The 26,763-nt window shown below is 55.2% G+C and carries 18 protein-coding genes; 13 read left to right on the top strand and 5 right to left on the bottom strand.

The genetic code is table 11. The features are described 5' to 3' along the window. Nucleotides 1–12: 12 nt before the first annotated feature. Both alaS and JIN85_RS00220 read right to left on the bottom strand, forming a co-directional pair. On the bottom strand, nt 13–2,835 hold the full coding sequence (gene alaS, locus JIN85_RS00225) for an alanine--tRNA ligase (RefSeq protein WP_200266393.1): 2,823 nt from the start codon (nt 2,833–2,835) through the stop codon (nt 13–15). A 210-nt stretch (nt 2,836–3,045) separates the two neighbouring features. Further along, complete coding sequence (locus JIN85_RS00220; RefSeq protein WP_200266391.1) at nt 3,046–4,116, bottom strand: hypothetical protein; 1,071 nt, start codon at nt 4,114–4,116, stop codon at nt 3,046–3,048. 129 nt (nt 4,117–4,245) lie between these two features. Between JIN85_RS00220 and JIN85_RS00215 the strand changes: the two genes are divergently transcribed. Next, on the top strand, nt 4,246–5,445 hold the full coding sequence (locus JIN85_RS00215; RefSeq protein ID WP_200266389.1) for a S1C family serine protease: 1,200 nt from the start codon (nt 4,246–4,248) through the stop codon (nt 5,443–5,445). 64 nt (nt 5,446–5,509) lie between these two features. Then, nucleotides 5,510–6,844 carry an OmpA family protein gene (locus JIN85_RS21830; RefSeq protein WP_325107821.1) on the top strand — a complete coding sequence of 445 codons (1,335 nt, stop codon included), beginning with the start codon at nt 5,510–5,512 and terminating at the stop codon, nt 6,842–6,844. A gap of 30 nt (nt 6,845–6,874) precedes the next feature. Here the strand turns inward: JIN85_RS21830 and JIN85_RS00205 are convergent, their stop codons facing one another. After that, on the bottom strand, nt 6,875–7,120 hold the full coding sequence (locus JIN85_RS00205) for a hypothetical protein (RefSeq protein ID WP_200266387.1): 246 nt from the start codon (nt 7,118–7,120) through the stop codon (nt 6,875–6,877). Between the two features lie 204 nt (nt 7,121–7,324). On the opposite strand from JIN85_RS00205, the gene accD reads away from it, so the two are divergent. Then, nucleotides 7,325–8,155 carry an acetyl-CoA carboxylase, carboxyltransferase subunit beta gene (gene accD / locus JIN85_RS00200; protein WP_200266769.1) on the top strand — a complete coding sequence of 277 codons (831 nt, stop codon included), beginning with the start codon at nt 7,325–7,327 and terminating at the stop codon, nt 8,153–8,155. Between the two features lie 126 nt (nt 8,156–8,281). Continuing rightward, nucleotides 8,282–8,638 (top strand): hypothetical protein, encoded by a 357-nt coding sequence (locus tag JIN85_RS00195; protein ID WP_200266385.1) that lies wholly within the window; start codon nt 8,282–8,284, stop codon nt 8,636–8,638. Between the two features lie 7 nt (nt 8,639–8,645). Here the strand turns inward: JIN85_RS00195 and JIN85_RS00190 are convergent, their stop codons facing one another. After that, nucleotides 8,646–12,116 (bottom strand): glucosidase family protein, encoded by a 3,471-nt coding sequence (locus tag JIN85_RS00190; protein WP_200266383.1) that lies wholly within the window; start codon nt 12,114–12,116, stop codon nt 8,646–8,648. A gap of 123 nt (nt 12,117–12,239) precedes the next feature. Between JIN85_RS00190 and JIN85_RS00185 the strand changes: the two genes are divergently transcribed. The 6 genes from JIN85_RS00185 to JIN85_RS00160 all read left to right on the top strand — a co-directional run bounded on the left by JIN85_RS00185 (nt 12,240) and on the right by JIN85_RS00160 (nt 20,208). Further along, on the top strand, nt 12,240–13,094 hold the full coding sequence (locus tag JIN85_RS00185) for a helix-turn-helix domain-containing protein (RefSeq protein WP_200266381.1): 855 nt from the start codon (nt 12,240–12,242) through the stop codon (nt 13,092–13,094). 123 nt (nt 13,095–13,217) lie between these two features. Further along, the gene (argF, locus tag JIN85_RS00180) at nt 13,218–14,117 is read left to right on the top strand and encodes an ornithine carbamoyltransferase (protein ID WP_200266379.1); all 900 of its coding nucleotides are present in this window, start codon (nt 13,218–13,220) and stop codon (nt 14,115–14,117) included. A gap of 61 nt (nt 14,118–14,178) precedes the next feature. Continuing rightward, nucleotides 14,179–15,195 (top strand): hypothetical protein, encoded by a 1,017-nt coding sequence (locus JIN85_RS00175; protein WP_200266377.1) that lies wholly within the window; start codon nt 14,179–14,181, stop codon nt 15,193–15,195. Between the two features lie 55 nt (nt 15,196–15,250). Then, nucleotides 15,251–18,046, top strand: a complete 2,796-nt coding sequence (polA, locus tag JIN85_RS00170; RefSeq protein ID WP_200266375.1) for a DNA polymerase I — start codon at nt 15,251–15,253, stop codon at nt 18,044–18,046. A 219-nt stretch (nt 18,047–18,265) separates the two neighbouring features. Beyond that, nucleotides 18,266–19,615, top strand: a complete 1,350-nt coding sequence (locus tag JIN85_RS00165) for a sugar porter family MFS transporter (protein ID WP_200266373.1) — start codon at nt 18,266–18,268, stop codon at nt 19,613–19,615. 47 nt (nt 19,616–19,662) lie between these two features. Further along, nucleotides 19,663–20,208 carry a glutathione peroxidase gene (locus JIN85_RS00160; protein WP_343225469.1) on the top strand — a complete coding sequence of 182 codons (546 nt, stop codon included), beginning with the start codon at nt 19,663–19,665 and terminating at the stop codon, nt 20,206–20,208. A gap of 81 nt (nt 20,209–20,289) precedes the next feature. Here JIN85_RS00160 and JIN85_RS00155 read toward each other — a convergent pair whose 3' ends face one another. After that, a complete protein-coding gene (locus JIN85_RS00155; protein WP_200266371.1) occupies nt 20,290–22,218 on the bottom strand; it encodes an MlaA family lipoprotein in 1,929 nt (642 codons plus the stop codon). Nucleotides 22,219–22,391: 173 nt separating this feature from the next. Between JIN85_RS00155 and JIN85_RS00150 the strand changes: the two genes are divergently transcribed. The 3 genes from JIN85_RS00150 (at nt 22,392) to JIN85_RS00140 (ending at nt 26,728) form a co-directional block, all read left to right on the top strand. Next, nucleotides 22,392–23,483 (top strand): acyltransferase family protein, encoded by a 1,092-nt coding sequence (locus tag JIN85_RS00150; protein WP_200266369.1) that lies wholly within the window; start codon nt 22,392–22,394, stop codon nt 23,481–23,483. Nucleotides 23,484–23,555: 72 nt separating this feature from the next. Continuing rightward, nucleotides 23,556–25,217, top strand: a complete 1,662-nt coding sequence (gene glgP, locus JIN85_RS00145) for an alpha-glucan family phosphorylase (protein WP_200266367.1) — start codon at nt 23,556–23,558, stop codon at nt 25,215–25,217. A gap of 107 nt (nt 25,218–25,324) precedes the next feature. Beyond that, nucleotides 25,325–26,728 (top strand): FAD-binding oxidoreductase, encoded by a 1,404-nt coding sequence (locus JIN85_RS00140; protein WP_200266365.1) that lies wholly within the window; start codon nt 25,325–25,327, stop codon nt 26,726–26,728. The last annotated feature ends 35 nt before the right edge of the window (nt 26,729–26,763 follow it).

The following is a 26,763-nucleotide window of genomic DNA, read 5'->3' as shown; positions in this document are numbered from 1 at the left end:
GGATCGCAGTGGTTAGAACTTCGCTGCAGCTGCGGCCTTCAGTTCTTCCAACTTGGATCGATCCGGGGCGGCTCCGCGTGCCTGATCCGGCTTGCCGCCGCCTTTGCCACCGGCGATGGCAGCGAGTTCGCGCAGCAGATCGCCAGCTTTGAGACCTTTGGCAAGGGCGTCATCGCCACAATAGGTCGCCAAGTGAAGCTTGTCGCCATCATCCACGATGAGAAACGCTGGACCGGCGAATTGCTTTTTCTTGAGACCATTCTGCAGCTCCTGCAGCAGTGATGCATCGGACTCAAACGAAACGATGATCGGCTCACCCTTTTCGATGAGCTCGGCCAAGGCTTCATCCGCCATTTTCGCTGCGGCCGATGCCTGGAGTTTCTTGAAACGTTTCTCGCCTTCGATCAGCTCGTTCTTTGCCGACTCAATCGCGGACTGAACTTCAGAAATCGCCGCATTGATCGCTTTGATATCACCCACGGCAAACAAGGCATCGGCATTCAAAACCGGTGGAGGTGCAATGACCAAAACCGGCTCTTCAATGCCAGCAAGTTTCGCGTTCAGCGGTGCAAGCTTGGCTTGGATCGCTTCGGATTCCTGAGCGAGCTGCACCACCAGATCCCGGAGATATTCCAATGCGCTGTTGCCGCAAACGGCTTCGATTCGACGAACTCCGGAAGCGATCGCCCCTTCGGATTTGATTTTGAAAAGTCCAATCTCGCCGGTGTTGCGGACGTGAGTGCCGCCGCAAAGTTCCATCGAGTAGCCATTGAGCGCTTCGCGTTCGCCGCCAATTTGTACGACGCGCACCGTATCTCCGTATTTGTCACCGAAGAACTGCATGATATCCGGACGGCCTTTGATCGATTCGTGCGCAACTTCCTTCCAGCTGACCGCATCGTTTGCCAGGATGGAAGCGTTCACCTTTTCCTCCATTGCCGCGAGTTGCTCGGGAGTAACGGCCGCGCTATTGAAGTCAAAGCGCAGGCGGTTTTCATCGACCGATGAACCTTGCTGCGATGCGTCCTTTGAGACCACTTCATGCAATGCCCAGTGCAACAAGTGCGTTGCCGAGTGATGCGCCTCGATCGGCCGACGGCGGGTGGTGTCGACTTTCAGGGTGATCCTGTCGCCAGTTTTGATCTCGACTGATGAGTCAACGATGTGAGCGCGTGCTCGACCGATCTGTTGGGTGCCGCTGATTGGATACTCGGTTCCTGAAACTACCAGATTCCCAGTATCACCCGACTGGCCGCCCATTTCTGCGTAGAATGGAGTTTGGTCCGTAATGACGAAGAGCGTGTCATCCTGCGGATGGATTTCGAGAACCGTTGCCTCAAGTTCATCCGATTCAAAGCCACCGAATTCTGTCACGGCTTCGGTTGTTAGATCCAGTGCCCGAACCACGGTCGACTTCTGGGCGGCGCGGGCTCTCTCGCGCTGTTGCTCCATCAGCTCCTCGAACCGAGGCATATCCACTTTCAACCCGCGCTCGGCACAAACCAATTCGGTTAGATCGATTGGGAAACCAAAAGTATCGTAGAGTTCGAAAGCAATATCGCCGGATAGCGTGCCGTTGCTCACTTCCACGACGGCATCTTCAAACCGCTTCAGCCCCCGATCGAGCGTCTGGTTGAAGCTTGCCTCTTCGGTTTCCAGGGTCTGTCTCACGACCTCTTGGCGGGCTTTCAATTCAGGGAAAACTTCCCCCATTTGATCGACCAAGGTGCTGACCAAGGCGCTGAAAAATGGCTTGTCGCCGGAAAAGCCGAGCTGGCGACCGTAGCGAACCGCACGGCGCAAGATACGACGCAAGACGTAGTTGCGACCGCTGTTGCCGGGCATGATGCCATCGGCGATCGAAAAGCTGAGCGTGCGCAAATGGTCGGCGATCACGCGGAAGGCGATCGCCGTTTTCATTTCCTCGCTGAACGCGGTCCGGTCCGCGCCCGGCTCCGGATAGATGTTCACATAGGTCTTGCCACTGAGCTCTTCGAGTTTGCTGAACAGCGGAGTGAAAACATCGGTCGCGTAGTTGCTCGGTTTTTTCGAGAAATCGGTGAAACCGTTGGTGCCCTTGATGATCGAGCAAGCGCGCTCGAAGCCCATGCCGGTATCGATGTGTTTGGCGGGGAGATCGCGGAATGTGCCATCGGCCTCGGCATTGTATTGGATGAAAACGAGGTTCCAGATTTCGATGCAGAGATCGGAGTCATTGTTCACCAGCTTGCCTGCGGAGTCGCCGTTCGGTGTGAGATCGACGTGCAGCTCGGAGCAAGGACCGCAAGGGCCGGTTTCGCCCATCATCCAGAAGTTGTCCTTTACGTTGCCGTTGACGATCTGGACCGCCGGGTCACAGCCCGCTTTGCGAAAAAGCTCCGCCCAGATGTCCCAGGCGTCCTGGTCGAATTCTCCCGGATCCCCTTCCTTCGGGGCATAGACCGTGGCGTAAAGCCGGTTGGCGGGAAATCCCCAGCGCTCGACGACGAGCTCCCAGGCCCATTCGATGGCTTCTTTTTTGAAATAGTCACCAAACGACCAGTTTCCGAGCATTTCGAAAAACGTGTGGTGGTAGGTATCGTAGCCGACATCCTCCAAGTCGTTGTGCTTGCCACCGGCGCGGATGCATTTCTGCGTGTCCGTGGCGCGAGGCGGTGTGTATGGCGGAGTTTCAACCCCCAGGAAATAGGGCACGAACGGGTTCATCCCCGCGTTCGTGAACATCAGCGTCTTCTGCGCCTCGGCCGATGGCAGAAGAGACGCGGACGGCACGATGGTGTGCTGTTTCTCTTTGAAAAAGTCGAGGAAGCTCTGGCGAATCTCTGCGGCAGTCATGGGCGGTTGGTTAATCGGGCGGGCGGGCAACTTGGAAAAATCCGCGGCAGGAGTAAAGCCCAGCCGTCAGTCCACGCGGGAAATCCGCCAGTCACTGCCAATGATCCCAACTTAAGCCGCAAATTCCCAACCTGCTTGCGACCAAGAACGCAGCGTACACCAATCCATCTTGGTGCACGGTTTCTCGACGAAATACGGTTTTAGCCAGGCTCAAAGCCCCTTGGCGGTTTCTGCCGTTTTGGCAGAGCCGCTCTGGGACAGCAGGCCTTGCAGCTGTCTGGACCAGCCTTCTGCAGCCGGCATATACATGTATTTTTCGAGATGAGCCAGCATGCGGACAGCAGCTCCGGCTTCATCCCCATTGCGGAAAAGATCCACTTCCATTTGCCATTTCAAAGCAGGCAGCCCCTCCTCCTGAAACTTTTCATAAACGGCGGAATCCCCGCTGCCACCGCCCCAGTATTTGTAAATCGTATCTTCCTGCTGGACGCGTTTCGCCCACCCCGCGCGGAGTTTATCGAGCGTGCTTTCGGAACGGTAGGGCGGCAGCAGCACTTGTTCGTAGACCTCGCCCAACTGACCCGTCGGATCAAAAGTGAAATTCCCGCTGGGTGCCTGATCCTTTGCCGCACGATCCGCCTGGCGTTGGGATTCCTTGTCAGCTCCCGAAGTTCTCCATGGCCGATCCTGGCGGGAATTGAGCGCCTTGATCGGGGCCATCGGCCAATTTGATGCACGCACGTCCTGCAATGAATATGCTTTGGCAAACACGGTCCCGATGACCGATTGTGAAATCACCCCCTGCTGGTTTTTCAACGATTTGGCATCGTCGACGATCATGTCGACCACTTGCTGGGCTTCGTTTTGGATATCTTCCCGAGGGACGTTGTTGGATGCGACTTTCAAGGTCAGAACCAGCCAGCGCAATTGATAGCGCAGGGCCAGACGCATGCCCGGATCGGACAGTTCGTCGCTCTTTTGGCGCTTCCAATCGCGGAAATCCGAGTCCTTCTTTTTCTGATCCTCGAACTCCACTTTTTTCACGCAATCCAAATACAGATCAATCGCCGCGGAGTCGCTGGCCATGCCCGTATTGAACGCGCTGATCGCTGCGCGAAACCGGGAATACGAGCGGCTCGACGCCTCATCCTTGAGTTTTTCGAGGCGTTCCAAGGCTTGTTCACGATCCGCATCTGTGAGGGGAGCCCCGATTGCCGCGGACTTTGCGATAAGGCCAATGGCGCAAACGAGAAACAACGATCGATTCATGCTTTCAGACATGGCAGATTGGCTTATGGGTGCAAGCAGGAAGAGCGAAGAAGTGGAATTGAGCTGATCTTTACGCACTTGGAATCTTCCGTATTTACATCATCATGACCCGGTCCCTCCACCCTGCACTCCATTTTACCTATGAATTCCGGACTTCGCCGCCTGTTGTCGCTCGCCGCCGTTTTCCTCGTCGCCTTTGTTGCCGTGTATTCTCTTCGTGTCTGGCGACGCGGTGGTAGCTTCCGGGATCTCATTCCAGGGTTGTCGAAACATGAGGAAAAGTTCAGCCCGGAAAAATACACCCTGCCGGATTCTGCTCCGATTGATCTTTCCGACGTGCAGCTGCTGGCCCGACTCAACAACGAATACGCTCGTTTGACCCAGGCCGTGGTGCCCTCCGTGGTATCCATCACCACCTCCGGTGAACGCGATCAGGCCATGCGCGATGCCTGGGGCCGCACCGCCATTCGCCCCGTTCCGGTGCAAGGCCAGGGCTCTGGAGTCATTGTCACGGAAGAAGGCCATGTGGTTACGAACCATCACGTGATTGCAGGCCAGGATCGGATCACCATCACCCTCCACAACGGCAAAGAATATCGCGCCAAGCTGATTGGAGAGGACAATCTGCTGGATATTGCGGTGCTCAAAATTGACAGCGATGAAAAGTTCACGCCTCTGAAGCTCGGGGATTCATCTAAAACCCAGGTCGGGGAAATCGTCTTTGCCGTAGGAAACCCATTCGGTCTCAGTGAAACCGTAACCCAGGGCATCATTTCAGCCAAAGAACGCTCATTTGCCGATGATCAGCGCAATCTTTTCCAAACGGACGCCGCCATCAACCCGGGAAATTCCGGCGGTCCGCTGGTCAATTTACGCGGGGAAGTGATCGGCATCAACGTCCGCATCGTTTCCGCAGACCGACAAAACCCAGCATCAGCGGGTCTCGGATTTTCGTTGCCGTCGAATGACATCAAAGACGCCATCGTCCAGATTCTGGAACGCGGCAGACCGATCCGCGGCTACCTTGGCATTCAAGTCGGCGAACTCACTCCTTATGGTCATGTGCTGCTCAACTACACGGCCAAAGGCGGCATCGCCGTTCGTCGAGTAACCGATAACTCCCCCGCTCAAAAAGCAGGGCTACAGGAGGATGACGTCATTGTCCGCTACGACGGGCAAACCATCGACACCGCCAATCAACTCATTTCCTTGGTGCAACGCACCAGCATCGGAAAAAACGTCAACATCGATGTGTGGCGCAAAGGTGAAATCACCACTCTCAGCGCAACCATTAGTGAGAACACGTTCAACCTCGCCAATAGCGAGCCAACGGGAGAATAACCAATTCCGTTGAAATACCGGGTTCTGCCTGACGTTTTGTTAAGTCGAAACCCACGTCATCCACATGCATCGCTCCAATCGCACTGCCTGGTTTTTCCTCTGCCTCTCGGCGGTGATTGCCGCGTCCGCTCTGTATCTACTCCTGCATCGCGCGGAAAAATCCGCCCAAACGGTAAAAGCGAAACCAGATATCAGCCCGACCGCCAAGCTCGCGATCCAGCCACCACCGGATTCGATTCCCTCGCTGGACCAGCCGGTGCCGGAAGAAGATCCTGCCGTGATCCTCAAAGATCTCGGGATCGGAGTTGCCACTGTCGATCCCGGAGAGCTGGTCAACCGCATTGGGAACGCGCTGGAAAAAGGCAATCTGCAGGATGTCGCCCAGCTCATCGGCAAAGACGCGTTGGATCAACCGACGCTTGAGCGCCTCAAGGGGCTTTCTTCCGGTGGTTCGTTGAAACTGCGCCAGCCTGAAGGAGTCCGGGAGGTAGGCGAAATTGAACTCAACGCGCTGGCCCGTTGGTCACTGCAGCTGGAAGGCAAGCAAGCTGGCCGCGATCGGATTTTGCTGGATCTGCGCAATCGAAACGGCAGGTGGTCCGTCGAGCGGCTCGCCTTGCCGCCGGAGGGAGATCAACCGGTGCCCGATGCCCAGGTCGCCGATCCGCTGGGAATCACCGACGCGTTTCTCCAATCCGTGCTGCAGCAGGATTTCGAATTTGCCCGGAATTTCGTCAATCCGGACTCGGTATCCGACACCAAAATCGCAGCACTTTGCATTCTTTTTGAGGAAGGAACCTATCACCTCCGGGCAAACAAGCCGTTGCGCGCGATGTATCGCCGGGATGATGCCGCTGGCTATCTGGCCAACGTCGTTACGCCTGAAGCCAAACAAACCGCCCAATTCACCATCGGCCTGGAAAAATACGCGGATCCGTTGGCGTGGCGGGTATCCGAGATCAATCTGGATCAACTGATCGCCGATTACACCCGGCGCGTGGCGGGCGGTGACATCTATTACTCGCCTTTAGTCAAAAATCCGCAAGGCGGTGACACCCTAGCACTCTACTTCGAGTTCGATCAGGACGAAATCAACCCGCGCACCCGGCGCCAATTGGAAATCGTCGCGCTGATTCTCAAATCCGATCCCGGCAAAAAAATCACCCTCTCCGGTCATACGGACGCGATGGGAACGGACAATTACAACAATCAACTCTCCGAGCGTCGCGCCGATGTCGTAAGGGATTTTCTGGTTAAAGCCGGTGTCGCCACCGAGCAAATCATCACTCTAGCCAAAGGTTCCAGCCAACCACGCAGGCCGAACGTGACCGAAACCGGCACCGACAATCCCGAAGGAAGACGCGCCAATCGCCGGACCGAAATCTACCTCGATTTCTGAACACTGCTTCTCCAGGAAGCACAAAGTCGATCACTCGTGAGAGCTGCTGGTGCCGATCGGTGAAACGACCACAGCTGTCAGCTTCTCATGCTCCGAATCGACTTGGCCGGTCTTTTTTGACGGATCGACTTTGGTTCCAACGGTCTGAGATGCTGGGAAATCGCCGCCACCCAAAGTCGGGTAACGATGCGGTGGAACCTTGTTGACGAAGGTGAATCCCAACCAGCCAGCTAAAACGAGTGAGGAGAGACAAACAAAGTTGCGAATATTCTTCAAAATCAGTAGGGTGGCAGATTCTTTACGCTGGGCGGTTTTTTGGCGAATTTAGCTGAAAATGCAATCAAAAATGGCCTTTTCAGCTGGCATGAAAGTCCGAAAAGGGATTGTTCTTGCCGCCGTCCGGCGCTAGCTTCAACGCCGAAGCACTTCTTGCGGAAAAACGACCGGACGCTTCACGAGACACTGCAACAAATCATCTTCATGGGTATCTTCAACAAACCGCGCCTTCGCAGTCACGACCGCCGCGAAGACATGCCGGAAGGCCTCTGGATCAAATGCCCCGATTGCGGCGCGATGATCCACACCATCGAGCTCAAACAGAACCTCCAAGTCTGCCCGCAGTGCTCCCATCATTTCCTGCTCGATTCCCGCGAGCGCATTCAACTCCTGGCCGATCCTGACACGTTTGAAGAAACTGAAACCGGCCTGATTTCCGCCAACCCGCTCGGGTTTACCGGCTACGGCGAAAAGACCGCCACCATGCGCGAAAAAACGGGCCTTGATGACGCTGTCGTCACCGGCCGTCTCTCGATCGATGGCAAGCCAGCCATGATCGCCGTCATGGATTTCAAATTCTTTGCAGGATCGATGGGCTCCGTCGTCGGCGAAAAAATCACCCGCGCCGTTGAAACTGCGATCAAGGAAAAGCGCGGCGTCATCATCATTTCCGCCTCCTCCGGCGCGCGGATGCAGGAAGGCATGCTTTCCCTGATGCAAATGGCGAAAACCTGCGGTGCCCTGGCCCGTTTGTCCGAAGCGCATTTGCCATATATTTCCGTCCTCACCCACCCGACCACGGGGGGCGTCACCGCTTCATTCGCCACCATCGGCGATATCAACCTGGCTGAGCCAAAGTGCATGATCGGCTTCGCCGGCCCACGCGTGGTGAAGGAAACGACCCACCAAACGCTGCCACCCGGCTTCCAAACCGCTGAGTTCATGCTGCAGCACGGCCTGATTGATGCCATCGTGCCCCGCAAGGAACTCCGGGAAAAACTGGCCCGCCTGCTCGGCTACATGATGCCGCTTTAAAACCGAGCGAAACATTCTTGAATTTATCCAGCCCGCGCCAGATACCGATCCGGCGCGGGTTTTTCATGCACCATCACCATCGGAATCCGATTGTGATTTGAAACTTCTCTGCTAGCATGCGGCAACATGACCCAAGAATCGCGCCAGGCCATTATCGAGCTTCTTCTGCTTTCGATTTACACCGACGACCATCTCTCGCTAGCGGAAGATGCCGTTCTCAATCAGGCCATCGAAACGCTGAACTGGGAAAGTGAGGAACCAAGGGAGGAATTTTTATCCCAAACCTTCGCGCTGGTCCGCGAAACGCACCCGGACACGGCAAAAACTCAGGAGTTTTTCGTCAGCCGCGCCCAAGCGATCAAGGCCGAAGGGTGCCAGGGTGAAGCACTGACTTGGCTGACCAAGGTGCTCGGTTCCGATGGATTTTCCGCCACCGAAACCTACGTCTTGCGGAAACTGGAGAATATCTGGTATCCCGGCTGATGGCTCCTCAGGGAGCTTCCTGCAGTTCAATCTGGCGAGCGGCTGCGGAGTTCGGGGAAAGCTCGAATTCCAATTCCCCGTCTTCGCTCGATTGCAGCGTGGTGCTTTCGCCGCCGTCGATTTTCAGCAGATAAGCGGTGTTTGGCATCAACCCTCGCAAGGTGTGCTGCGTTGCTGTCGATTCCGCTGCGGAATGACGCTCGGTCCAACTCCTCAGGCCAGCTTCGCCAGTTGGCCATTGTTGGATTTCGAGTTCCACTGAATCCGATCCATCGCGATCGATCACCAGAGCTGCAACGTCCTGGTTTCCATGATACCACGCGACCTGATCCGCCTTGGCATTGACGGCAAATGGGGTGGCTCCGGTCGCGGCGAATCCGTCCACTGCGATCGTTGAAATCTGCTCACCGAGGGTCAGTTCATAAGTCTGCCCCCTCAATGGATAGCTCAAGTTGGTCCCTGCCAATTCCGGTGTGAGGTGTGGGTCCAGCATCATGCGATCCCACTGCGGCCGCACCCCGTAAATGTTTCGATACAGCCCGACAATGGTCATGCAATTGCCGGCAAGAATATCATCCCCTGCTCCGGCCTGGCTGTTCCGAAGGTAGCGTTGATACGACAAGCCATCCTCCTGATATCTGGCCAAAACCCGGTTGACATAAGCAACCGCGATCTGCGGATCGTAGGACGCATAGGCGCGCATGGCCATGCCTCCCCAGGACAGGAAAATGTCGCCATTTTCATAGGTTGGGAAAACGTTATCGCGCCCCTCGCCCTGCTCATAAGGAAGAAAACAAAGTGGCCAATGGAACAGGTTTTCCGCACGGGTCTTTGTTTCGATCGTATCGAGCAGTTGGCTGCGTTGCTCATCGGTGCACAGTCCGTAAGCGACCGCGCAGAAATTCACCGGAGTCACCAAATTGTTGCCGTGGATGCTGCCATCGGTATTTCTCCAGTAAACAAACCAGCCATTGTCCGGATCCCAAAATCCACCTTCGCTGGTTGGCTTGATGTAGGCGGCCTTGAGCTTTTCCGCAGCCGCGCGGTAAGCAGCTGCTTGTTCGGCATCGCCCAGAATTTCTTCCCGCTCCGTCCACAACACCAACGCCTCGTAAACGGCAGCGTTGACCAAGGCATTTTCACCGGATGCGTAAACGATGTCGATCCAGTCACTGGATTTTCCCTCTTCCTGGGAATCCGTCATCATCTCGACCAAACCGTCGCCATCTTGATCGCGGTCCATGATCCACTTCAAGCTAAGCTCACAGGATTCCTTGTGGCTGCGCAGCCACTCGATGTCCCCTGTTAGATCGAACTCCTCCGCAACATTGATCGGGTAATCCGGCTGCGAATCCAACAGATAACCCCAGCCGACTTCGTAAAATCCAGTCTGTGGATTGTAGGTTCCGGGGACCATGTAATCGCCAGTGTCATGACAAAACCGAGGCAACATACGGCCGCTGGCCTGCAATGCCTGGTCTCTCCGGGCATCAAGCGTCGTCGCCATGTTTGCCGTGTAATTTTCATCCGCAACCGCGATGCCCATTTCCGCGTGGAAAGGCTCATGCACGCAGACAAATCCAGTCAGCCAACCATTGCCCCCCATGATTTGACGATCGATCACGCCGTAGCGGCCAATCGTGTCCATCAACTCGCCGACGGCTTCTCCATCGATCCCTTGGAAATTTCCGCGATATCGCTCAGCGGCGCCACTCGGGGCTTCCAGATGAATTTTCACCGCCACAGTTCCGGGAGAAACCTCGAAAGGAGCCCACAAATCCATGCCTTGAATGCTGCGCCGCAAGTTGTGATTGGTGGCGATCGGTGAGGACGAGACCGATTGGGCATAGGTGAAAGCCCCGCCTGCTGGTTGATTGGAAAACCGGGATGCCTGGTAGGTTCCGCTCAATGGCGTGGTGCTGACTTTCAGGCAATCATCTCCTTTCCAGAAAACCGTCGATGCCGAGTGAGCACCATAAGACGCTCCAGAACCGAGATAGCGCATCCAGGCGACGCCGCCGGTATCTAGAATCCCGCCCGTCCACGCGGAGGTGCTGGTGAAGTCCCAACCGGGAAAATAAGTATCCTGCAAGGTTCCACCTGTCAGGTATTCACGACTGATTTCCCAATCAATCCCGCTTTCGCCGACATGGAATTGCCACGATTCGCGGACGGATACACCGCCACTGGCAAACTCGATGTGATCGATCCGGACGTCATTTCCATCCACCGTCACCGTCTGATCTCCTGCCTGATCCCGAGATGTCGCCCAAACTCCGTCTGCTAGAATTCCAGTGCAAACCCCGGTGGTCGGCGCGATGACCTGCCGACCATTCACCTGCACGCGATCCAGCATGCTGCGCCCCGCGTAGCTAAGGCGGATCTGCAAATCGCCGTTTGCATCCGCCATCGTCACGGTTTTCCCCACCTCATCCTGGACGACCTGATTCCCATCGAACTCCAACGGCGCAGGCTCGACTTCCTCCGCCCGGAAGAAATCCTTGTCGGTTTTTTGGAAGTCGATGGTGGTAGCGGTGCTGGTGCCTTGTGCCGGGATTTCTCCTGAAACCGGCTCCCACTCGTCACCCAATCCAACCGAATGGAACACCTTGTAAATTTTGCCCGCCTCCGAGGTCCAACGCAGGTCCAGTTTTCCTGTCGCAAAATCGAACGAGGTATCCGTGATGCGGAATCCATCGGACACGAAAGAAGGAACTCCGGTTTCGATCGTTAGATTGTCCACCGATGCAAAAGCGTTCTGCACGCCGAAGTTGAGGAACTCGCGGCTCAATTGGCCGGTATTGAATCGACCCAACAATGTCGTCCCGCAATACAGTGCGACCTTCGATCCATTTCCGGAAAACGCAGAACCGGTGCCGAGGTCGTCCGTGAAGACCATCGTGAAGTGATTGCTGGTCACTGCAGGAAATTCAACGCCACCGGAACCGGTTGTGAAAACCTGCACGCCTTTGTTGATTCGATACAGAAACGCAAACCCGGCATCGCCTCCCAGAACCGGATAACTATTGCCCAGGTCACCGAGCCGGAACGCAGCCCACCATGAATCATCCGTGTAATTCGGCGGCAATTCCGTTCCGAAATCAAAGCTGATCGTCAGCGGTTTGCCATCAACCAAGGCATCGTCCACCGGCAATCGGGACGAGACCGTGCTGGAATACGCCATCAGCAAATAATCCGCATTTCCCGGCGCATCGGCCTGCCCTGCGTAAGTCGCGCCATTGCCCAACTGGCTGTTCGAGGTGCCGCCTTGCTTTTGGTAGCCATAGGTGCCGATCGAGCCACTTTGGCGAACCAGTGTCGTTGGATAGTCACTTCCATCGGCAGCAGGCAGATTTAAATTCAAATCCGTCGAATTCACTCCGTAGGCGCTGAAGTCGTCTTTGAGCAGAACGTCCGCACAGGCCAATCCGGGCGGCAGGAACAAACTCAATAGGGCGGAAATCGTTCGGAACTTCATCGTGCGGGAGCTGGGTGAATTCGGGCCACCGTGAAAAAAATCGGCAGCCAGTTTCTGGAAGCTAGTGGTTAAGTCTCCTTTTGAGAATGGACTCACTGGCATATTGCATGTACATTTTGGTCAATGGATGCTGATCGAGATTTTCCCGGAGTGGTATCGTTTCCGGAAATTTCGACACCACTGGGCAGTTTTCATTTTGGAGGTCATTTATCCAACGTCGGCGGAACCGGGTTCCAACATTTCCGCACTTATGGCAATTACGCGCTGGTTCTGGTCACCGGCAGAGGTTCGGGGCGATTCCGGGACCAGCTCGGCACGGATCGCAGAATCACCGCCGGAGATTTACTGCTCATTTTTCCAGAAATCCCCCACCAATATGGACCGGAAGCAGGTGATTTTTGGGAAGAAATCTTTCTCACCTTTGACGGCGCCGCATTCGATGAATGGCGGAACCGCGGGTTGAATCCGAGCCAACCCATTTGGCAACTGCCATCGCCGGAATCCTGGCAGCAACGGTTTCGCCAGTTGCTCGACATGCGCATCACGACTCTTGCCGAGGCATGCCTGGCGGTGGGCACGATTCACACCTTGGTTGCCGAAGCTCTGGCGCAGCACCCGCAATCCGGCCACGCCGGGCACTGGGTGGATTCCGCAACGCAAATGCTCGGCATGGGCCGTGGCGCGCCAAGCCTGGAACAAATCGCCCGACAACTCGGAATGGGCTATGAAACCTTCCGCAAAAAATACAAAGCCGCCACTGGCGAATCCCCCGGCAACTGCCGCCGCAGATTGCGACTGGTCCAGGCCGCACGGATGATCCAGAGCGAATTCACGCTCGATCTGGTGGCGGATGCGCTCGATTTCTGTGACGCATTTCATTTGTCGAAATCCTTCAAGCGCCACTTCGGATTTCCGCCTGCCGAATTGAGAAAACGTGGCAAAGACGGAGCAAGTCGACAGCCGGAATCTGGCAAATAAATGACCGGCCGATCGCCCAAGGCCCGGGCAATCCGCAATTGCTACCGTTTCGTGAACATTCACGGTTTGCAATTTTCGTAAGTGCCGCTAGCCTCCGCCCCTTTCCCGAGATCGGGCGCTATTATGAAACACCTCCTATCCATCGAACAACTCACCGCGGATGAAATCCAGAGCTTGTTGGCCGAAGCGGCTCAACTGAAGGCCGGACGTGGTGAGGCGAATGCGCCAAAACCGCTTGCAGGTCAGACCTGGGCGCTCATTTTCACCAAATCGTCCACCCGTACCCGCGTTTCTTTCGAAGTCGGCATCCGCGAACTTGGCGGCTTCCCGATGTTCCTTTCCAGCAACGACATTCAGCTCGGTCGCGGCGAGCCAATCAAGGACACCGCCCGCGTTTTGGGCCGCATGGTTCATGGAGCCATCATCCGGACCTTCGCGCAGCAAGACGTGGTCGATTTCTCTGAATTCTCGAAAATCCCAACGATCAACGCGCTGACCGACGACGAGCATCCATGCCAGATCCTGGCCGATTTGTTGACGATTCAGGAAAAACTCGGCGGTTGGGAAGGCAAGAAGGTCGCCTTCATCGGTGACGGATTTTCCAACATGACCATTTCCTGGATGTGGGCTGCGAAGCGACTCGGTTTCGAGCTCGTGGTTGCTTCCCCGGTCGCTTGCCAGCCACCTGCCGATTTCCTGGCCGCGCTGGATGCGCCAAATGTCACCATTACGACAGATCCCGTAGCTGCGGTCGCCGGCGCTCACGTGATCAACACCGATGTGTGGCTTTCCATGGGACAGGAAAATCAAAAGGAGAAGGAAAACGAGTTTACCGGTTTCCAAGTGAACCAAGAGCTGCTCCGCGGAGCGGCGGATGGCCACATCGTCCTGCACTGCCTGCCAGCTTATCGCGGTAAGGAAATCAGCGAGGAAACTCTGGAGCTGCACGCCGACACGATTTTCCAGGAAGCCGAAAACCGCCTGCACGCGCAGAAAGCGATCCTGGTCGCGTTGTCCAAATAACTACCTGCGATTCCCGGTCACCGGTTCTAGCCTTTTCTGAAAAAATCGTCACGCTGGACCGGTGATCGCCCGCCGCAAACAACAATACCCGGTCTCGCAGCCACTGCGGCAGTATCTTTATCATTACGATCGGCTGCGGGAAATCCCCCAGGTTTATGACGAGCTGCGCCGCTTCACCGGAGCCGTTCCCTACGAAGATCCACAAGGCCATGAAACCTTGTGGCTGACGGTGATGTATCCGCCGGAAGTGCAGGATGATTTGCGCTGCCGACTGACCAAGATTTACACCGAGCTGAAAATCGGCCGCGAAGGCGATCAGCACGAGCACTTGCTGGTCGACCGAATCGATTTCGGAAACTTCGGCAACTCCAAGCCGTTCCGCATCCGCATCACCAACCTGTTCAACGACAACTCGGACTATTTCTACGTCAAACAGGCCGATGCTTCACGGATCTACGGCCTCGAACTGGAGCACATTCTGTCGCCAAACCGGATCAACTATCTGGTCAAGGGCAACACCTTGATCGAAGAACACATCGCCGGTGTTCCGGGCGACGTGTTTCTGCGCCACCACCTTGAGAATCCGGCACTCAACAAAGTCCGGATCGCCAAAGAGTTCACCAAATTCACCGAGCGCTGCTTCATCCGCTTGCTCGGGGACATGCGCTCGGTCAACTACGTGGTCGACATCACCCCCGACTTCGAAGAAATCCAATATCGCGTCCGCCCGATCGACTTCGACCAGCAATCCTACGAAGGCAGCGGCAACATCTATTTGGCATTCCGCTTCAAATCGAACCGCGCCGTAACGCGTTTGGCGTTCGACGTCCTGAACCGGAAATCGATCGACCAATACGTTGCCGAAGAACACGCGCAGATGGCACGCCGGGCAAAGGTCGAAAGCGGTCGCCTACGGGCCTTGCTCGGGATCATGCGACGCGAGCCGATCGCGCCGCGCGAACACGTCATCACCCTGGCCAAGGAGCTGGATCGCATGCACCGGACCTCCGGATTCGGCGATTGTGAATCGATGGGCGAACTCACCGCGATGCATGTTTCCCTGATGCTCGGCATTTGAAAAAACTTCGACGTTCAAGGTTGGACGTTCGATGTTCGATGTTCAACGATGCGCCATGAATCGCCTTTTCCTGCTCGACGGCATGGCCCTGATCTACCGCGCCCACTTCGCGCTGATCCAGAATCCCATCCGGAATTCCAAAGGAGTCAACACGTCCGCATTGTATGGCTTTATCAACACCCTGTTGGCCATTCTGGAAAAGGAGAAACCCACCCACATCGGCGTCGCCTTCGATACCTCTGCACCAACACCTCGCCACGTGCGTTATCCGGCCTACAAAGCGCAGCGCGATGAGATGCCGGAGGAGCTCGCGGCGTCCATTCCCCATGTCAAAGCACTCTGTGAGGCGTTTCACATCCCGGTCCTGGTGCTTGATGGTTTTGAGGCCGACGACATCATCGGAACTTTGGTGAAGCGTGCGGATGATGATGGGTTCGAGTCCTTCATGGTCACGCCGGACAAGGATTTTGCCCAGCTGATTTCGCCGACCACCTGCATCTGGAAACCCGGCCGCAAAGGCTCGGATCATGAAGTCATCGGCCTCGGCGAATTGGAAGGCATCTGGGGCGTCAGCAAGCCTGAGCAAATCATCGATCTGTTAGGACTGATGGGTGACGCCGTGGACAACATCCCCGGCGTTCCGGGCATCGGCCCGAAAACCGCTCAGAAGCTGATCGCCCAATTCGGCTCCGTGGAAAACCTGCTCGCGAACACTTCGCAATTGAAGGGCAAGCAGAAGGAAAACGTCGTCGCAAATTCCGATCAGGCACTGCTATCAAAGGAACTCGCCACCATCATCCGCGATGTCCCGATCGATGTCACCTGGGGAGACTTGGAGCTCTCCGCCCGCAATGACGAAGCGGTCAAATCATTGTTCACCGAATTCGAATTCAGAACACTGACCAAGCGCTTGTTCGGTGACGTATCAGCTGAAACCAACCATGACTCTCCAGACAAAGTCGCGGAGCCGACGTTATTCGAAACTTTCAAAACGATCCGGGATGTCGAGCATACCTATCACCTTGCCGACACACCGGAAAAGCAAGCCGAGCTCTTCGCCAGCCTTGCCCAACAAAAGTCGTTATGTTTCGACATCGAGAGCACCTCATTGCATCGATTCGAAGCCCGTCTGTTAGGCATCGCCTTCAGTTGGAAAGCCCACGAAGCGTGGTATCTGCCATACGACGAAAGCCAGAAAGCCGATCTAACAAAGTTACTCGGATCCCGAGTGGAAAAGATCGGCCACAATCTCAAATACGATCTTTGTGTGTTGTTAAATCACGGCATCCAAGTCGCCGGCCCTCTGTTCGACACCATGCTGGCGGACACCTTGATCGCGCCGGACCGCAAGCACTCGATGGATTACCTTTCGGAGATTTTGCTCGGCTATACTCCGGTCAAACTCGCGGACCTGGCGAAAGCACGCACTGACTCCGAAGAGTCGTCTGGTATGGATCTCTTCGCCCACGCGGAAAAATCGAAGGCCTCCAAGGACCTCGACATTGAATCGATTCCCCTTTCCGCGCTCGCCGAATATGCGGCGGAGGATGCGGATGTGACTTTCCAGATCGCAGAAAAACTTCGCCCACTGCTGGAAGCTTCCGGCCAGCAAGAAATTCTAACCCATATCGAATCCCCACTCCTGCCGGTTTTGGTCCGCATGGAAATGGAAGGAATCGAAGTCGACAAAGCATCCCTTTCGTCAATCGGAGATGAGTTGTTAGAACAGATCGAAGAACTCGCCAAATCGATCCACCACCATGCCGACCGTTCCTTCAACATCGCATCGCCCAAGCAATTGGGAGAAATCCTGTTCGACCAGTTGCAACTGATCGAGAAGCCGAAGAAAACCAAAACCGGCCAATACAAAACGGATGAGCAAACGCTGGCGAGCCTCGAGGGGAAACACCCAATCATCGGCGAAATTCTGGCATGGCGCGAAGCCACCAAACTCAAGTCGACTTATCTCGACGCGCTACCAAATCACATCGTCGAGCAAACCGGCCGCATTCACACCCATTATCATCAGTTGCTCGCGGCAACGGGTCGACTCGCCTCGTCCGATCCGAATTTGCAGAACATTCCGGTGCGCACCGAGGCCGGACGAAAAATTCGCAAGGCATTCGTTCCACGCAAGACCGATGGCGAGCAATTCACCCTGCTTTCGTGCGACTACTCGCAGATCGAGCTTCGTGTCATGGCCGCGCTGGCAAACGACTCAGGCATGATCGCCGCATTCCGCAGCAACGCGGACATTCACACCATCACCTCCTCTCGCGTGTTCGGCGTGGCGCCTGAAGAAGTCACCTCGGATATGCGTCGTACTGCCAAGATGGTGAACTTCGGCATCATTTACGGCATCTCGGCATTCGGCCTGAGCCAGCGGCTTTCGATTCCGAGGACCGAAGCAGCATCCATCATCGAAGCTTATTTCCGTGAGTATCCAGCGATCGAAGAATTCATGGACCGGACCATCGAAGAATCCCGCGAAAGCGGCTACGTCGAGACTCTAACAGGTCGCCGCCGCTACTTCCCGGACCTCCGATCCGGCAACCAGAATCTACGTGGAAATGCCGAGCGCGCAGCGATCAACTCCCCGATCCAGGGAACCTCGGCGGACATGATCAAGCTGGCGATGATCCGCATCGATGCCCTGCTACGGGAAAAACCGTATCAGTCGAAAATGCTGCTGCAGGTGCATGACGAATTGATTTTCGATCTGGCAATCGATGAGAAGGATGAACTCGTTCCGAGAATTCTCGAGGCGATGAAAACCTCTCTCCCACTGCCGCACGAAGTCCCGATCGAAGTGGAATATGGCACGGGATCGAACTGGCTGGCCGCTCATTGATGGTGAAATCTTTAGATAGAAGAGCAGCGGGTTCATCGTAGGCGCTGAGTCGAACCAATCGCACGACGGTGTGCAGCTTGGACAGGCAACAACCTGACATGACAGTTTTCCGGAACTGATCGCCGTTTACCATCGACGGCGGGAGGTTGCGAAAGCTAATTCTCAGGAAACCCAAAAGCAGAATTCATTCGGGGAAATCCGAAATTCTGTCACCAACCCATGAAAGCCCAATCCCGTCTATTTTTCATCGCACTCATCGCCGCGCTTGCCGGTTTTATCTTCGGTTTCGATACCATTGTCGTTTCCGGGGCGGAGCAATCGATCCAGAAATTATGGAAGCTCAGCGACCTGCTCCACGGCATGGCCATTGGCTCCGCACTCTACGGCACGGTGCTCGGAGCGTTCTTTGGCAGCTGGCCTACCGAGCACTTCGGCCGTAAGAAAACCCTGCTCTGCATCGGCTCGCTTTATTTCATTTCGGCGATGTGGTCCGGCCTCGCCACGGATGTTTATTCATTCATCATCGCGCGATTTCTCGGCGGTGTGGGTATTGGAATCTCAACGGTGGCCGCTCCGCTTTACATTTCTGAAATCTCGCCTCCGGCGAAGCGTGGACGAATGGCTGGCATGTTTCAGTTCAACATCGTTTTCGGAATTCTCGTCGCCTATTTCTCGAACATGCTGCTGGCTGGGATCGGTGAACACGCCTGGCGATGGATGCTCGGTGTGGAGGCCATTCCCGCCGCAATCTACACCCTGCTTTGTTTCATCATTCCTGAAAGCCCGCGTTGGCTGATCGGCGAAAAGCAAGATCGCGCCAAGGGACTGGAAGTGCTCCGCCTTACCAATCCAGATGCCACAGAAGCAGAAGCCTCCGCCTTGGCAGACGAAATCGCGAATCATTATGGCCGTGCCCAATCCGGTGGCAGCCGGGCGTCTAACCCATTCTGGTCAAAGCGGCTGACGATTCCCATTTTCCTCGCGATCATGGTTGCGTTCTTCAATCAGCTCTCGGGCATCAACGCGATTCTCTACTTCGCCCCGCGAATTTTCGAAATGACGGGCCTCGCCCAGAATACCGCATTGCTTCAATCCATCGGCATCGGGGTCACCAATCTCGTTTTCACCCTGCTCGGGCTTTGGTTGATCGATCGAGTCGGCCGAAAAACCCTGCTTTATATCGGTTCATTTGGATACATCATCTCATTGGGTCTCGTCTCCTGGGCATTCTACTCCAAAAATTATGCCATCGTCCCCACCTGCATTTTTGCCTTCATCGCCGCACACGCCGTGGGTCAAGGCGCCGTGATCTGGGTGCTGATCTCGGAGATATTTCCAAACGAGCATCGCGCTGCCGGACAATCCCTCGGCAGCTCGACCCACTGGATCTTCGCCGCCTTGCTCACGAGTGTTTTCCCAAAAATGGTGAGCACCTTCCATCCCGCCACCATTTTCCTGTTCTTCACTGGAATGATGGTCTTGCAGCTTCTCTGGGTTTTCAAATTCGTCCCGGAAACCAAGGGAATCCCGCTGGAGGAAATCGAAGAAAAACTCGGAATGCGCAGCTAAAAATCGACTGCTGCATTCTGAGAATCACGTGCTAAACTTGACCCCATATGTTTTTCAAAATCATCGCTCCTGTTGTCATGATGGCGTCCACCGCCTTCGCTGCGGACCTCACATCGATCCCATTTAAAGACGCCAAAGGCAAAGATCACACGCTCAAGGAATACGCCGGCAAAGTGGTTCTGATCGTCAATGTGGCCTCAAAATGCGGCAACACCCCGCAATACGAAGGCCTCGAAGCCATGTATAAAAAACACAAGGACGACGGCCTCGTCATCCTCGGATTTCCCTGCAACGACTTCGGAGGTCAGGAACCCGGAACGATTGAAGAAATCCAACAATTCTGCACCGGCGAGTATGATGTGACCTTTCCGATCATGAACAAAATCAGCGTCAAAGGCGAAGAGCAGCACCCGCTCTACAAGGCCCTCACCGGTGAAAAAGGCGCATTCCCCGGCGATGTCGCCTGGAATTTCGGCAAATTCCTGATCAGCCGCGATGGCAAACCGATTGCTCGTTTCGAACCAAAGCAAGTTCCAGAAAGCCCGGCCGTCACCGAGGCAGTCGAAAAGGCACTTGCCGAGAAAAAGTCCTGAGAATTTTCAGTTCCTGTAGATTCCCGCTCAAATTCCCACGCTCCGTGAAACGATTTCACGGAGCGTTTTTTATTGGATCAATCACTTCAGCCCTTGCAGCGCCTTGATCAACTCGTTTTGAACTTCAGGTGTTCCCAAGCTGCCCAAATGTCCGCCATTCGCAAACAGAGTGAGACGTGATGGATCAAAGGTCGATCGCAGCCAGGAAATATCGTCAGCGTTCAACAGGAAGTCGTTGCGATTGGTGATGACTCGCACATTTTTCAGTCTGTGAAGACGGGATTCATAGGTTCGGAGATCGACCTCTCGATCAAAATCCTTCCTGCCAATTCCAAGCTCCTGATAGTAGGGAATGACAAAGCGCTCGTAATAATCGTGGAAGGAATAGTTGAGAATTTCACTATAAACCGCATCACGCCGCCAACGCGAAAGGGGCGACTGAAGCACATGCATGTTATGACGCATCTGGCTGGTATAAATCGTATCCCGCAAAGTTAGACTGAATGACATTCCGATCAGGAACTTGGATTCGGTCGCGTCAAACGGAGGATTGGCAAGCTTCTCAGGTGGCAAGCCGATCACCTTCACCGCTTTGTGCGCGGCATTATTGATACGCTCCTGGCGTTCTGCCGCAGGCCATTCCAGCGGCGCCTCCTGGTAACTTGCGATCACCGCCGCTCCATGTTGCAGATTGACTGGTGGGTTCAGCGCCACATAGCGATCAAACCGCAAAAGCCTTGGCTCTTCCGAGGATTCGCGAGCCGCAATGTGCAAGGCCTGGAAAGCGCCCATGGAAAATCCAACAAGGACCCGTTTGCCAAACCGGTCCGGGTATTTGCGGGTAAGTTTTTGATCGATGTCGGTGATGGCCACCATCAAATCGTGCTCATCGATCGGTGGATACGCAGGCATCGCCACGGTGGATGCCTGTTCCATAAATTCTGGATGATAAACACCGGTCAAAGTGACCACCGAGTAGCCCTGTTGATAGATGCACTCAGCCAAGGCCAGCGTCATGTTAGATATGCGATGCGAACCTAGCCCGGGGGACACATAAACCAGTGGCGCGTTGGTGGGTTGAAGCCAGCAATTGAATTTGAAGTTCTTGCCGGTGGAGGTCAACCGGACGCTCATTTGGCGTCCGTGCTCAAGGAAATCAGGGTCTTTCGGGCGGATTGTTGCCGCATTCAGAGTCTGCAAAGTCGGTAGGTCACGCTCTGGTGAGGCACTCCAATCCGGCTGGCTTTCTTTTGCACCATAAGTCCAAAGGTATTTCGTGCCGCTATAGGAATCAGATTCCGTCTGAATAAACTGAGCAGCGGACTCTGACTTCCCGCTCAACTCGTTATAGTATGTCCCGTAGGTAAGATAGCGATAATCCGTGTAGTTCAATGGATTCGCCAGTTCATCTCCCACCGCACCCGTCGCATGGCTATCGTCGCTAGGTCCTAACAAAGGCACCATCACAAAAAGATTCGGCTCCCAACCCCAACGGCTGAATGTTTGGCCGAAACTCGCATCGGATTCCGGGATTCCCCATTTGGTTGCCGGATCAAACAGTCCACCGATACCGACGGTTGTATTGGTGAGAAAACGAAGTGACTCCTCCCCTGCTCCTTTCCATCGGCCCTGCAAAAGATTGTTCGCCAACCTCCCTGGGTAAGTGATATTCCGCGAGAAATCAGCAACCGACTCACGAGCCCTCGCCGGGACAACTTTCCGGTAGCCGCGCGCAGTTGGATTCACGATACCGGTCACCAAACCTTTGTTGATCCCCCAGATCGCTCGGTTCAACGGCTCTGCTGGATCTGGAAGAAATTCCGGAAAATTCTCAATATGCCGGACCCCTGGTTCCAATTTCGCAATGGAGGAATCTGCCCCCGAATGATCCGTCGCAGTGGGGGCGCAGGCTGAAAGTGTCGCAAAAAGCGCACACCAGGAAATACGCTTGGCTGTCGGCGTTAAATCTAACACCTGGGAAGCCGACGACCGAGCCGCTGGGAAGTTCATGCACCGAGTATTCGTGCATAATCAGCTTTCCGCAACCGGTGAAAGAAAAACCGACTCAAATCGATCAAAATCAAACCGATCCCGATTCAAACAAGATGATCTGAAAATTGATTTCACCGATTCACCCGAAAACGCGTGCATCGTCTTACGGAACATGATTTTTCACCGGGCAAGTGAGTAAACGGGCCGTACAACTCGATGGATTGCGTGCGATCGCCATGATGGCGATTGCATGGGACCATTGGTGCCCAAGAGGTTGGCCGAGGGTTTTCCCGTTTGAGATTTGCCTCTATCTGTTTCTCGTTCTAACCGGATACCTGATTACCGGCTCCCTGCTGCGTGAACGGGATCGTGCGGAAGAACGCGGCGGCCCCTGGCGGATGCAATCGCTGAAAACCTATCAGATCCGCCGTGGTTTGCGCATCCTGGCGCCTTATTATGCGTCGCTCGCCTTCGCGCTTTTGGTCGGCGCATCAGACATGTGGCGGTCGCTCGGTTGGTATGTATTTCATGTGGCGAACATCCACATTGCAAAGATTGGATTCTGGCCACCGGGCACGTCCCACTACTGGTCGCTATCGATGCAGCAGCAGTTCTACCTCATTTGGCCATTCATCATCTGGTTTTTGCCGAAGCGAACGCTCCCCTTTGCTATTTTTGCATTCGCGGCTATCGCTCCGATTTCGCGCTTGTTCGTCGCAGAGATCGGCACCTGGGTCGCCTGGCCGGACAAGCTGACATGGAACGCCTTTGATTACTTTGGCATCGGCGGCCTGATGGCTTGGGCCATCCACCGTGGCATGTCACTGGAAAGCCCGGGCCTGCGGTGGATCTCGGTGGCGAGCTGGATGGTCTTCATCTGGTTATTCGTAGGCTATGAACATCACTGGCCATCGTTCGGGCTCGGATTCCTCCAGCAATCGTTCCTCTCCGTGGGACTCTGCGGTCTCATTGCGGCAACGTCAGTGGGCTTCAAAGGGCCCATTCAGATCCTATTGGAAAACCCGATCCTGCAGCGCATCGGCACACTATCTTATGGGGTTTATCTGTTCCATAATCTCGCCCCGCTCGCGGCGGGTAAAATCATGCCGTTTCTGTGGAACGGCCATTTTGATACCGGATTCACGGCTCTGATCCGTATCGCGGTATTCTCTGCGATTACCTGGATCATGACCCTCGCATCGTGGCGCTGGATCGAGCTGCCACTCCAATCCGTTCGAAATCGATTCAACCCATTGGACGCCAAACAAATACGCAAATCTTAAATTCTTTGAATTTTGCGTCCATTCAGGCCATAGTTTCAGGACTGACAACCCCGGAATTGTTCCAAACCCACCATGCCTGAATCGTTTTTGCCCAAGCCGTTCGCTCACCCTTACGAAATCGCGCCGGAGTATGCGAAAAGTGCGGTCTATTTCTGCTCCGAGTTCGCCATCGACCAAGCGTTCAAAATTTATTCGGGCGGGCTTGGATTCCTCGCCGGATCGCACATGCGCGCGGCGGCGGCGCTTGGCCAAAACCTCTGTGGCATCGGCATCCTCTGGACCTACGGCTACTACCACCAGGCACGGGGTGAAAATCGCGAACTATCCGTGCAGTTCAACAAGAACGAGTATTCATTCCTGCAGGACACCGGAATCCGTTTCACCATTCCGATTCACGGTCACGCCGTTTGGGTGAAAGCGATGTTCCTGGATGGGTCGACTTTCGGCACCGTGCCGATGTTCTTTCTAACAACCGATCTGGAAGAGAACGACGATCTTTCGCGTGCGATCACGCATCGCCTTTACGACAATGATGAGCTGCGCCGTATCGCCCAATACATCGTCCTCGGTGTCGGTGGCGCCACCTTGTTAGATCAACTCGATGTCGAGCCAGACATCTGGCACCTAAACGAGGCGCACGGACTGTCTGCAGCTTTCCATCTCTATCAAAATCACCGGAATCTGGAAGAAGTGAAGAAACGCCTGGTCTTCACCACCCATACTCCAGAGGAAGCAGGAAACGAGAAGCACAGCTTCCAGCTTCTCAAGGAGTTTTCATTTTTCGGAAGCATCCCGGAGGAAGAAGTCCGCTCCATCACGGGGATTTATGGCGAAGTTTTCAATCATTCGCTCGCGGCACTCAGACTCAGTCACAAGGCCAATGGCGTCTCCAAGCTTCATGGCGAGGTTTCCCGGAAAATGTGGGACCACGCGGAAAACATCTGCGGAATCACCCATGTGACCAACGCCCAAAACAAAAAATACTGGGTGGACAAAGGCATCGAGAGCGCCCGCATCCGCAACGATGCGGAACAGCTCCGCGGCCGCAAACGTGAGCTAAAAATCCGACTTTTTCAAACCGTCGCCGACCAGACCGGCAAGCTTTTCAACCCGGATATCCTTACCATCGTGTGGGCACGCCGCTTCGCCGGCTACAAGCGCCCTGATCTGATCAGCCGCGACATCAAGCTTTTCCAAAAACTGCTCAGCAATCACGAGCGACCGGTGCAAATGATCTGGGCCGGAAAACCATTCCCTTTCGATTACGGTGCGATCGGGACTTTCAACCACCTGATCCATACCACCAAACCTTATCCGAATGCGACCGTGCTTGTCGGCTATGAGCTGGAGCTTTCCCGTTTGTTAAAATGCGGCTCGGACGTCTGGCTGAACAACCCGATCGTGACGCGCGAAGCCTCGGGCACATCCGGCATGACCGCGGCCATGAATGGTTCGCTGAACCTCTCCACCTACGATGGCTGGATTTGTGAATTCGCGCGCGATGGCGAAAACTCGTTCATCATCCCACCGGCGGATCCAAATCTCGCCCCAGAAGAGCGGGATTTGCAGGATCTGCTCGGGTTTTATTCGAAGATGAACGAGGAAATTCTTCCTCTCTACTACGACGCCCCGGACGATTGGTCGAAACTCGTTTTCCAATCGATGAACGATGTCGTGCCTTACTTCGATGCCGATCGTTTGGCGGACGAGTATTACAAGAAGATCTACGACTGATCCCTAGTCTGTGGAGTGGTTCGGCTTATCGGGATTCCAACTGGCATTCCAGGACGTATTCCAAGACGAAGGCTTGAAATGCGGGAGCAGAACCCCAAATTCTGCCTATGGAATCAACTCCACCACCTTTCGACCCAGCCACTTTGGCATCCCGCCTGGAAAGCATCGTCAGCAAGAGCCAGATCTCTACCGCTGCTGAGATTCTGGCCACTCATTCGACCGATAAGTGGTATGCCAGCCACCCGCCGGATGTGGTGGTGTTTGCCGAAAGCACGGCTGACGTTTCCGCCGTTCTTACGTTCGCCTCGCAAAACCAGATCCCTGTCACCACACGCGGCGCCGGTGTTGGCTATGTCGGTGGCTGCGTTCCCATCCAGGGCGGAATCGTGCTTTCAACTGCACGGATGAATCAAATCCTGGGGATTTACCCAGAAGACGGCGTCGCGATCGTTCAGCCAGGCGTCATCACCGGCGATCTCCAGGCAGCCGCCAACCAGGTTGGCTGGGATTATCCGCCTGATCCGGCATCGCTGAAGGAATGCTCGATTGGCGGCAACATCGCCACCAACGCCGGTGGCCCGCGCTGCCTGAAGTACGGTGTGACTCGTAGTTACGTTCTGGGACTTGAGGTCGTTTTACCAGATGGCCAGGTTCTTCGCACCGGTGGTCGGCTCCACAAAAACAAAACCGGGTTTGATCTTATCGGTATTTTCACCGGATCGGAAGGCATGATGGGCGTGATCACCGAAGCCACGCTGCGCCTGATTCCCAAACCAGCAGCCCGTGCCATGCTTGCCGCCGTGTTCCCGGAATTCAATCTGGCAGCAGCGGCCGTGCAGAACATTCTGAATTCCGGGCATTTGCCATCGGCTCTTGAAATCACCGACACATTCACGCTCGCAGCCGCACGCCGTCGGCTCGGAGCCGATGTTTTCCCGGAGGGCAACGCTCATTTGATCGTGGAAATCGACGGTCGCCATGCAGCCGTGGAGTCGGAATTGGAGGAACTCTATCAGCGATTGCTGTCACTGGGAGCCAGTCACATCCAGCGCGCCGTCGATGAAGCGGCCTGCGAACACATCTGGAAACTTCGTCGCGAGTTTTCTTACTCACTGCGCGATACCGGTTTGACCAAGCTGAACGAGGACATTGTGGTGCCACGTTCGAAATTGGTCGAATTGGTCGAGTTCGCCCGCAGCCTGGAGCAAAAAACCGGCATTCCGGTGGCCTGTTTCGGCCACGCCGGCGATGGCAACATTCACACGAATCTGATGGTCGAGAATTACGACGATCCCAAGGTTCGCGCCCACGCCGATGAAGCGCTAGATCTGTTGTTCACCTGGATTCTCGAAAACGGCGGCGCGATCACTGGAGAACACGGCGTCGGCCTGGCAAAAAAACCATGGATCCGGCAGGCGCTCGGAGAAACCTCCCTGTTTGTTCATCAAGCGCTCAAACAGGCGCTCGATCCTCAGCGTTTGCTGAACCCGGGGAAATTCCTCGATCTTTGAAATGAAAAAGGCGGCCCCGTCACACTGACAGGGCC

It is taken from the genome of Luteolibacter pohnpeiensis (assembly GCF_016595435.1).
Taxonomy (GTDB): domain Bacteria; phylum Verrucomicrobiota; class Verrucomicrobiia; order Verrucomicrobiales; family Akkermansiaceae; genus Luteolibacter; species Luteolibacter pohnpeiensis.
Note: the sequence above shows the minus strand (reverse complement) of the source record. Positions and strands in the feature narration are given on the sequence as shown.